A 10,348-nucleotide genomic window follows, 5' to 3' on the forward strand; every position below is an offset into this window, starting at 1 on the left:
GGCCCCCGGCGCGCCCACTGGTCCTGCAGGCCCCACGATTCCCGTGCTGGCCGCTCCCGTGGCGACCGGTGGCGGGCTGCCGGTGCCCGGAGCTCCCACGGCCGTCTTTGGCACGGCGGCGACGCCGGAGCAGGCGCAGGCAAGGCGTGCCCCGATGCTCCTCATCTACATCTCGATGGCTGCCTCCGTGCTCGCCATCCTTGCCTGCGCGCTGCAGTCCTCGGCTGTCGTGGCCGTCTTCTCCTGGCTCTTGGCAGGTGTGGTGGGCCTCGGCCTGGGCTGCGCCTTCTTGGTACGCAACGCCATGGCCCAGGTCGGCTCGTGGTACGCGCCCTCCCGGCTCCCTACGGTGCTTTACCGGGTCAGCGTGGTCCTGGGCGTGGCAGGGATTGTTCTGGCCGCGCTGCGCTTCGCCCTGGTCATCGGAAGGCTGTGACACGTGGTGCGTGAGATGACAACTATGTGGCGGCGTTTGGCCGCGGTGGCGGCCGGGCTGGTGCTCGGCGCTGCCAGCCTGGTCAGTCCGGGTCTGGTCCTGCCTGCCCAAGCAGCGACCACGGACGCCAAGGCGGCGTCCATCGCCGGCCTGGACGAGTTCGGAGCCTGCATGGCCGGGGCTGGTCGAGGCTCGCTGGTCTTCCTCATCGACCAGTCTGGGTCCCTGCGCCAGAGCGATCCGGACAAGGCCCGAGTCACCGCAGGCCACTACCTGGCGGACCGTCTGGCCTCCTTCGCGCAGTCGGCCAAGGTGACGCTGGACGTGCGCGTGGCTGGCTTCGCCGCCGACTACGCGGCCGCGGGTGAGTGGACCGCCATCAGCGAAGCGAGTAGCGGGGCGATCAAGCAGACGATCACTCAGGTCGGCGAGGACATCAAGAACTTCGACACGGACTACTGGAATGCGCTGGAAGGGGCGCGCGCAGACCTCGTGGGACACGACTCCTCCGGCTGCCGGGCCATCGCCTGGTTCTCTGACGGTGCCTTCGACCTGGACGTGCGTACCTCGGACAGTGCCAAGGACCAGTTTGGTACGGACAAGGGATACGCTCCGGGCGCCGACCTGAGCACGCAGGAGGGGACGGCAGCAGCCGAGCAGGCCGGTGTCAGCGACCTGTGCCGGCCCACGGGCGTAGTTGACCAGACACGGGCCGCTGGCATCACCATCCTCGGGATCGGGCTCAACGACGGCTCGGCGGACTTCTCCCTCATGCGGCGCATTACCGAGGCTGCCGGCAAGGACGTGGACGGCCTGGAGCGGTGTGGTGACCAGACCCAGCCAGTGGGGGAGTTCTACCCCGTCTCTGACATCGACTCCCTGCTCATGGCCTTCGACTCTATCGCGGCGGCCGGCACGACGGTGGACACCCGCAATATCAGCATCTGCCAGGCCAAGGCCTGCACGCAGGGAGAGGTTGCCTTCGTCCTGGACGGCGCGCTGGACGAGGCCCACATCCTGGCCTCCTCCTCGGTGGACGGTCTGGACGCCTATCTCTACCGGCCCGGACAGGACGAGCCCCTCGTCCTGTCCTCCCGCCAGACGCAGGAGCGCCAGGACGAGGGAGTGACCTCACGGTGGATCACGCCGCGCACCCTGGAGATCAGCGCTGACGCAGCGCACACGCCTGCCTGGGACGGGGTGTGGCGGCTTGCCTTCGTCGACAACGCGGCGGCCAGCCAGGGCGAGGAGATCCAGATCAACCTCAAGCTCTCCTCCCCGGCTCAACTGGTATGGGAGGACCTGAGCAGCACGGAGCTGCGGGCCGGTGAGACCGTCAAGGACGTCCAGCTGCGCCTGTACGACCGGCCGGATGGGGCGCCGGTCGATCCCCAGCGCATCACCGGGACATTGAACGCGACGGTCACCCTGCAGGACGCGCAGGGACAGCAGGTCACGCTCTTTGAGACCGACGACGCGGCAGACCTGGCGGGCGGGCACGACATCACGGTGCCCGCTGACCTCGCACCGGGCGCGGCCACGATGACCCGCACGATCACGCTCACCACGCCGGATGCGACCGGGGTCGACGGCGCCCGCGTGCCGGGCACGACCCTGTCCCCGACGGTGGTGACTGAGCAGGTCACCTTAGTGCCCCCGCTGAACTTCCCGACTGTGGCCGCGGCCCTGACCTTCCCGCTCCTGGAGAAGGAGACCGCCGCCACCGGCACGGTGGGGGTGAGTGGCCCGGGCTGCGTGTGGCTGGACCCGGGTGCAGTGACCCTGACCGGAGCCCCGGCTGAGGCAGGTGAGGTCACGATCAGCTCGAGTCACTCCAGCGCCGAGTCCTGCCTGGAGGTTGCCGACGGTGCCACCGCGGACCTTGAGGTGAGCCTGTCGACCAAGGATCACGCCAACGGCTCAGTCACGGGCAGCCTGGAGGTCTCGATCTCCCCGCTGGGACACGCCGACCAGGCCCGCTCCACGACGGTCGCCTTCAACGGTGAGATGCGCCGTCCCCTCAACGTCACGACCACCAGCGCCGCCTTCGTCGCCGCGCTGGTGCTCGGGATCGCCGTCCCGATCCTGTTGCTCTACCTGGTCAAGTACCTCATGGCGCGTGTCCCAGCCGGTGGCCTGGTCATCGGGCGCACAGTGGTTGAGGTTCCCAGCGACGGGCAGCCTCCGAACGTCGACCTGTCCTCTCGCGATCTCAAGCAGCTGGCCGTACGCAAGGGGACCCGGGAGCTCAGTACGGACGGGTACGTCCTGCGGGCCCACCCTGGCTTGGCGCCGACCTCGGTGCCGCAGGTCCGGCTGGACCAGCCCCAGGCGCCGTCGGTGTCTGGGTCCTTGGAGGGCCAGCGTGGCGGTCACGCCGTCCTGCCACTGAGCGTGCGCGGGAACTGGGTCGTGGTGCTCGACCAGCCTGACTCCCCACGGACCGTCACCCTGCTGGTCTTCTCGCCCTCGCTGGAGCGCAGCGACATCGACCGCATCACTCAGGACGCTGCCAAGCGCCTGCCCTCGCGCGTTGCGACGCTGGCGGCCAGCAACCGCGGCATGAAGAACGAGGCCGCCGGCGCGAACCAGCCCGGTCCTGCTGCCGCGCAGGCCACGGTCCTTCCTCCGCCGTCGGCGGGTGCCAGCGGCTTCAGCACACCGATGCCCCCAGCGGGTTCGTCTGCCGTGTCCCCGGTGCCGGTCCCTGGTACAGCCCCGATGCCGGCGCCCATGCCGGTACCCGGCCCCTCGGCTCCTGCACCTGGCGCCGCGGCCCCCGGAGCACCGGTTCCGGGTAGCGCAAGCTCCTTGTACGGCCGCAGCGTTCCCAGCGCTGCCTCGGCGTCGTCCTCCTACGGCCACGTCCCCTCCGGACCGACGGCGTCTTCCGCGCCGACTGCGGGTCCAACCCCGGCGCCAGACTCGCCCGCGCCAGCAGGACCGCCACCGCTTTCCTTCCCGTTGCCGGGGTCCCAGGGCTCTGACAGCGCTGGTGGACCGGCCTCGGCCCCGCCTCCTCCCGGACAGTCCTGAGCCAGGCGCCCGGTGCGTCACGTCCAGACCCGGGAGATCACGACCATGACGGCACCACCTGTGCGGTGCCCTGACCCCCAAAAGAAGTGTTGCCGGCCCGGCCGGTGGAAAGGAGCAGGCCATGCGTAAGGTGCTCGTGGTCGGTTGTGGAGGTTCTGGCGCCAAGACGCTGGCCTACATGATGGATCAGCTGCACGCCGACCTGGCGGCCTACGGCATCGAGAAGATCCCGGGGTGCTGGCAGTTCCTCAGCGTCGATACGCCGCTGCAGGAGGAGAAGCCCGGTGGCCTGGGCTCGGTGACTCAGCAGGGCGGGGCCTACGTGGCCTGCGGGGTCTCGGCCGGAAGCTACTCCGTGGTGGACGACAGCCTGACCCACCAGGTCCAGTCCAAGGGCCCGGCAGGCCTGAGGCAGCTGGCGACCTGGATGCCCGGGACCGTCCAGGACGTGCCCTTTCCGGTCACCGTCGGCGCCGGGCAGTGCCGCGGTATCGGTCGCCTGCTCATTCTGGACCGGTTGTCGGCCGTCTCCCAGGCCGTCCAGGACGCGCTGGCTCGCATGGCCAGTACGCAGTCCGTCAGTGAGGCTGCCGAGGTGGCCCGGCGCGTGCCCGGCGTCGGAGAGCCTCCGGCGACGACGGCGCCGCCCATGGTCCTCGTGGTCTCCTCGATGGCCGGCGGCTCGGGAGCCTCGATGACCCTGGACGTCTGCCGCGTCATCGCAGGCACCCAGACGACCCCGGCGATTGATCCCCAGCTCATCTCCGTCTTCCTGTACACCGCCGAGGTCTTCAACGAGGTGCCCAAGGACAAGAAGGACGGAATGCCAGGCAATACCCTGGCCATGCTCGGTGAGATCATCGCCGCGCAGTCCTCCAACGGCGGCAAGGCCGCCCGGCTCGACGAGGAGCTCTACTCCCTCATGGGCGGGGCGACCAAGGCCGGCCACGCCTTCAAGCGCGTCATCCCGATCGGGCTCAAGGCCGGAGGGACGGGGGCCGTCTTCGGAGACGGCACGACCTCCGGCGTCTTCCGCGGCATGGGGCGAGGCCTGGCCCGCTACATCGCCTCTCCCGCCTTCGAGAGCTACGTGCAGTTCGACATTGCCAACAAGGTCGACATCCCCAACCACAACGCCGTGAGCTGGGGAGTGGACCCCACCGAGACGGCATGGGGCTCCTTCGGCTACGCCTCACTGAGCACCGGGCGTGACCGCTACGCCGAGTACGCCTCCCAGCGCATGGCACGGCGCAGCATTGACCACCTGCTCGACGGCTTCCGTTCCGCCGGTGACTTCAGCGGGGACGCCCAGCGCCTGGCCGCTCTGTGGCAGGCGCGGATGCCCGAGGAACTGGCGAAGATGCACCTGCCCCAGCCCACGGGCCAGACCGTCATGGCCGGCGGTCAGGCAGTCGACGCTGCCGCGCAGGCCTGGCTCATGAACGACTCAGCGACCGCCAACGCCAGCCTCATCTGGGCCCGTGCCTCAGAGATGGCGCAGCAGGTCATGAGCACGCGCCCACAGGCTGCCGAGATGCCGCTGTCGGACTGGATCGTGGGCATGAACCAGTGGCTGGGCAGCGTCGAGCCCCAGATCATGCCGCAGCTGGCCACGATGGCGGTGGAGTACACCCGCGCCCGTGCCCAGGAGGTGCACACCGCGATCGTGGAGCAGGTCCGCACGGACCTGGCCGACCTCGGCCTGCCCTACGCCCTACAGGTCATCGGTGAGCTCCGCGGCGAGGCGGGTGTCATCAAGCGCCTGGCTGGCTCGCTGGCCGGGATGGGGATGCAGCAGCCCCAGCACGCGCTGGTCCTCCCGCAGGACTTCGTTGCTCCTCTGACCGCCCGGGTCAAGGAGACGCTCACGGCAACCGGTGAGGGACAGTGGGCCGAGCAGGTGCGCGAGAAGGCGGCTGTGGGCATCTACCAGTGGCTCGTCTACGCCCTGGCTCAGAACCTGGCCAAGGTCCTTGACGACATGGTGGGCTCGGCTCTCAAGCCACTGGAGTACGAGCTCAACGAGAAGCTCAAGGTCCTCACCCATGACCGTCAGTCGCTTCAGGACGTTGCCGGTGTGGCCGACGTCGCCACCGACCTGTACTCCGCCTGGCCCACCGAGCCCACTGCGGCTATGACCTCCGAGCAGGTGGTGCCTCAGCGCTTCTCGACGGCGCACAACGAGGTCGTTCTCATGGACGTGGCCACCTATCCCTCAGCCTTCGAGGAGCACGTGGTCGAGGCAGTCCCACCGGCAGCCCGGGGAGGTTTTGACCAGGCCTACCGGGAAGCGGTTCGCGAGATCATCCGCGGTGAGTGGGAGCAGGGCTCGGGCGCTCCGGCTCCGGCTGACCTGCTGGAGATCGCCAGTCCGTGGGTGCCCGCAGGGCTTCCCGGTGTCATGAGTCAGATGCCGGCCCCCGCCCAGTACGAGGTACGGCTCTCACGCGCCCAGGTGCTGGGGCGGGCTCGCGCTTTCGTCGGGCGCCGCGGTGAGGCCTTCGAGAGCTTCGTCTCCCAGTCCTTGCGCGACTACCTCACCGACCCGGCGGCCGGGGAGTTCGAGCAGGCCCGTCGTGCCGACGAGGTCCTGGAGGGAATGCAACGTGCCATGGCGATGGCGCGTCCGCTGGTCCAGGTCGACGCCCAGGTCTTCCAGCGGCTGCACGGATCGGCTCCGGCGCTGTCCTTCAACTTCTCCTCCGTCCCCTTCCGCCACACCAAGGTCGCCACCGAGCTGGTGACCTACGCCAGCCACGAGACCTCCTTTGACGGTCCCGCCGTGGCCCAGACGATCGAGCAGGCCCTCAGCGACGACCAGGTCTCCCGGGTCGACGTCTTCGGCTCCTACCCGCGCACCCTTCCAGTGGCCTACTCCGGGCTGCTCAAGTCCGTCTCGACGGCGTGGCACCACGCCACCGGCTCCTCGGGTGCACGGGCTAGCTTCTGGCAGTTCCGCCGCGCCAGGCCGCTGCCCGGAGGCCTGCCGATGGGCGATGACGACCGTCGCGCCATGGTCCACGGCTGGTGGGTCGCCTTCTTCTCGGGAGGAATCCAGCGGCCGGGCTGGGGCATGGAGAAGGACACCGATCCCATCAGCGTGTGGGACGCCGACTCCGAGCGCTTTGTTCCCTTCCCGGCACCGATGCTCACTTCCCACTCCCAGATGGTCACGCCCAACTCGGCGCTCGCGGCGGTTCTGGAGTCCATCCTCCTGGCCTACCTCGACGTGGATGACTCCCTGTCCGTCTTCACGCCGTGGCAGGTGTTGCGCCGGTGGGCCGACACCTCTGACAACGCGCCGAGCTCGAAGATGGGGGTGCGTACTCCGACCCAGCAAGCCATCAGCGAGCTGCTCGGGCACGGTGAGGTCGCTGGCCTGCCCACCCCAGCCTTCCTGGAGGGACTGACGCAGCCGGAGGAGCGGCGTCAGGCGCTGGCGACCCTGTGCGACAACATCCTGGCGGATCTCGACCAGCGTTACCTGCCGGGCGAGGGCAAGCAGGATGGCCCGGGTTCCTTCACGAACTTCCGCAGCCGCGAGCTGGTGGACTCCGCGCCTCTGTCAATTGACCTGGCTCAGGAGATGTACGACGAGCTCACCAGCGTGCGCGAGGTCATCGCCTCCGTCGCACCGGCTGGCGCCGCGGCGACGCGACGCAGCCCGCTGGAAGGCGGGATGGTGTACTGATGCAGCGCCGCAGTGAGTCGATCGTCATCGCACCACCCAGCCAGCGCCCGATTCTGGCGGCGCTGACCGACCTGTCCGCTGCCGGCCTCCTGGCTCCCTTCCAGTGGCTGGAGTCAACGCCGGGTGCCGGTCAGGCGGCCGGTGCGGATGACAACCCCCGCGTGCTCCGGGTGAGCCAGGGACGCACGCAGGTGCACAGCTACTCCGAGGTCGTTGGTCGCCACGACCTGGACCTGGTCCGCGTCATCGCCGTCGTGCCGCTCGGGCACCCGGCTCGCGACGCCCTGGACGCCATGGATGAGCTGCACTACCTCAACCTGCCCGTCGCCGCCGGAGCGCACAAGCAGCCTGTCCGTGTGCTGGTGCCCTGGAGCCCGGAGCCTGTTGAGGCCGTGGTCGGGCACCCGGGGTGGAGCAACGTCATGCTCTCTCCGGAGCCCACCTCTGATCCTGCCTTCCCCGCCACCGCCTGGTGGCTCACGCCTGAGCAGATTCCGGCGGCGGCCGCCGCCGGCATCGCGGTGCAGGCCGGTATCGCAGGCTCGGTCGAGCAGGCCCCGACCGACCAGGACTCGACGGCCTCGGGCAGCTCGGTGAGGGTGGTGCGCACCTTCGTGCGTCATGTCGACGCCTCCGCGGTCGAGCAGACCCTGCGCCACCAGGTGATGAGCGTGGGCCAGACCCTGCCCCAGCCGGTGCGCCCGGAGGCCGGCGGTGGGCACGTCTATCCCTTCCACGATCCCCACGGCCGAGTGGTGGCTATGGCCAACGAGTGGTTCTCTCGCCACTACTACTCCCTGCGCCGCCAGTCGGCCGCGGTGCCCGTGGTCGAGCAGGAACAGGTAGGAGCTCTCCAGGCACTGCGGCTCTTCTTCTCCTTCATGGTCAAGGCGGTCCTGGGTGCGCCGGGGGCGTGGCTGCGCTCCCAGATCCGAGGGGTCAAGGCGACGGTGGCTGCGAAGGTAGAGGGCTTTGTCTTCGGAGCAGGCAGCGCCGTCTCCGTCGTCGTCGGTGGGGTGGACGCCTCGGGTCGCACCGCCGGGTGGCGCGAGCTGGCCGCGGCCGCTCGGGAGGCGTCCTCGACGATGCCCACCGAGATGCCCCAGCTGGGGGTACCCCGGCCACGCAGCTTCGCAGCGCTGTGGCAGGACCTGGTCAACGGTTGTCAGGCGCTCGCGGACGGCTCGGGCTACGCCGAGCTCAAGATCATCCCCAACGAGGGCTATATCCGCGACCGTGACATCCTGGCGCCGGCCCGTGATGCAGGTGGCTCCTACGTCTTCGCTGTGCCGGTCGGCCCCTTCCCTGCAGGCACGCAGCTGCGCTGCTGGGACCAGATGGAGATTCGGCGCGTCATGGGTGAGCTCGCCGCCCTGTCCCAGGCTGGCGGTCCGGATGCCGCTGAGGCCGCGCGGGTGTGGGGTGAGATCCAGCGCTGGCAGCAGGAGAGGAGCTATCGGCTTCTGCCGCTGATCGGCTCTTACCTCACTCAGGTCTTCGACCAGACCCGCGCTGACCTCAACGGCTACTACGAGCAGCTGCGCGCCCTCGTGGCGGAGGATGAGACCGAGGCCCTGGAGACTCGGCAGCGTCGAATCGCCAGGATCATGCGGATCCTGCTGGGCATCTTCGTCATCGTCCTGCTCATCAGCCTGGGGCTGGCGGCGCTGGGCGAGATTACCTGGCTCATCGCGGGCATTGTGGCCGGTGTAGCCTTCGTGTCCTGGATCGTGTCCTCGATATGGACCTTCGTGGTCCAGCAGCGCGGCGTCTTCCGTCTGCTCCACCTTGCCCGTACCCGCGAGACCCTGGTCCCGGTGCTCAGCGCCAACCTCAGGCTGGCGATCGAGGACCTGTCCGCTCAGGGTGAGGCCTACGCGCAGTTTGATCGTTGGGCCTCGGTCCTGACCTCCTTCATGTCTGACCCGTTGGGTGAGCAGGACACGCAGCGCACGACCGAGGACCACGCGGCGAGCCTGCCGGCCGCCTTCCAGAGCGTGGAGGCCCAGGCAGGCCAGTCCACGATCGAGACGACGGCGGCCGAGCTGCGTATCCGGGTGTTCAAGGTCGGCTGGCTCAAGGAGGCGTGGCAGGCCCTGGGAAGCGCTATTGCTGCGGACCTGAGCCCGGATGAGGTAGCGCGGCTGATGCGTCGTGACCTTGACGTCTTTGCTGAGGCCGGAACTGGTGAGACGGCGCTGACCCACTGGGCGGCAGGCCTGGAGTCCCACGGGGTGCGCTCGGGTATCGGCGCTGCCTACTGGGAGGAGTGCCTGACGGCGCTGGCCCAGGGCGTCAACGACTCCCTGGCTCTGGAGGTCGTGCCTCCCAGTGGCGCGAGCCGTCCCCTGTCCCAGTACCGTCAGGACCTGGAACGCTTCCGTCAGACCACCGTGGTCACCGGTGTCTTCGCGCCCGGACGCTATGCCGGGACAGAGCCGCAGACCAGGGCCGAGGGGCACTGGTTCCGCGAACGCCGTGACGGGTTGTCCACGACGATGGCCATGACGGACGCCACGACGGCGCTGACATCGGACTACTTCGTCTACCCGGCCCCGGCCAAGGCACGCGCCGCAGCCACGGACTCCCTCGTGTACTAGGCCCCTTTGCGGACGATCGTCGACCGTCTTCCCGCTCGTGAGAGAACCAGGTGTTGGCCTTATGGCAGTTTCGCTCCCACAGTTCATCGAGTTCATGCAGGACTGGCACGCCAGTGCCTCTCCCGCAGCACGCTCGCACCTGCCCGTGAGCTCCTGGAGCCAGGTGTATCGCATGTGCGAGGCCCGCGGGACAGGCCTGGTTCTTGATCCCAGCCGGGTCACTGGTGACCTGCTGGACGCCGACCCTGGTCTGCACCAGCAGGTAGCGGTGCCCCTGGCGCAGGCTATCGCTGCGGCCTTCCCCGCCACGGGTGCTGAGGCGGCCTCACCCGGCGCTGCCGGTGTGGATCGACCGATCGGGACCCTGGCCAATCCCGAAGGACGCATCGGTGCCGCGCTTGCCGTTCCATCCACGGCGACGACCTCGGTGCCGGCAGCCGCCTATGCTCCTGTTCCGGCGCCGGCGGTGGTGCCAGCACCGGTGGTGGTGCCAGCATCGCCTCAGACGGTGTCTGGTGCGCAGGCCCCGATGCCATCTGGGGCGGCTGAGCCGGCCCTTGGCGTGGCGGCCGTTCCGGCTGCCTC

Annotated in this window: 3 protein-coding genes and 2 pseudogenes; all 5 read left to right on the plus strand. The window is 69.3% G+C overall.

Features of this window, described 5'->3' with window-relative positions; translation table 11 throughout:
* A pseudogene (locus tag HMPREF0058_RS03845) lies at positions 1-436 on the plus strand (hypothetical protein); the annotation flags it as partial.
* Positions 437-451: 15 nt separating this feature from the next.
* Complete coding sequence (locus HMPREF0058_RS03850; RefSeq protein ID WP_006548374.1) at positions 452-3,472, plus strand: hypothetical protein; 3,021 nt, start codon at positions 452-454, stop codon at positions 3,470-3,472.
* A 121-nt stretch (positions 3,473-3,593) separates the two neighbouring features.
* Complete coding sequence (locus HMPREF0058_RS03855) at positions 3,594-7,163, plus strand: tubulin-like doman-containing protein (RefSeq protein ID WP_006548375.1); 3,570 nt, start codon at positions 3,594-3,596, stop codon at positions 7,161-7,163.
* Positions 7,163-9,763 carry a hypothetical protein gene (locus HMPREF0058_RS03860; RefSeq protein WP_006548376.1) on the plus strand — a complete coding sequence of 867 codons (2,601 nt, stop codon included), beginning with the start codon at positions 7,163-7,165 and terminating at the stop codon, positions 9,761-9,763. The genes HMPREF0058_RS03855 and HMPREF0058_RS03860 overlap by 1 nt, the downstream gene beginning before the upstream one ends.
* 61 nt (positions 9,764-9,824) lie before the next feature.
* Positions 9,825-10,348 (plus strand): annotated as a pseudogene (locus HMPREF0058_RS12660) (hypothetical protein); the annotation flags it as partial.

The sequence above is a fragment of the Actinomyces urogenitalis DSM 15434 genome, assembly GCF_000159035.1.
Classification (GTDB): Bacteria; Actinomycetota; Actinomycetes; order Actinomycetales; family Actinomycetaceae; genus Actinomyces; species Actinomyces urogenitalis.

Coding starts and splice junctions, on each gene's coding strand:
- HMPREF0058_RS03855 (WP_006548375.1), top strand. CDS start 3,594: ATGCGTAAGGTGCTCGTGGTCGGTTGTGGAGGTTCTGGCGCCAAGACG.
- HMPREF0058_RS03860 (WP_006548376.1), top strand. CDS start 7,163: ATGCAGCGCCGCAGTGAGTCGATCGTCATCGCACCACCCAGCCAGCGC.
- HMPREF0058_RS03850 (WP_006548374.1), top strand. CDS start 452: ATGACAACTATGTGGCGGCGTTTGGCCGCGGTGGCGGCCGGGCTGGTG.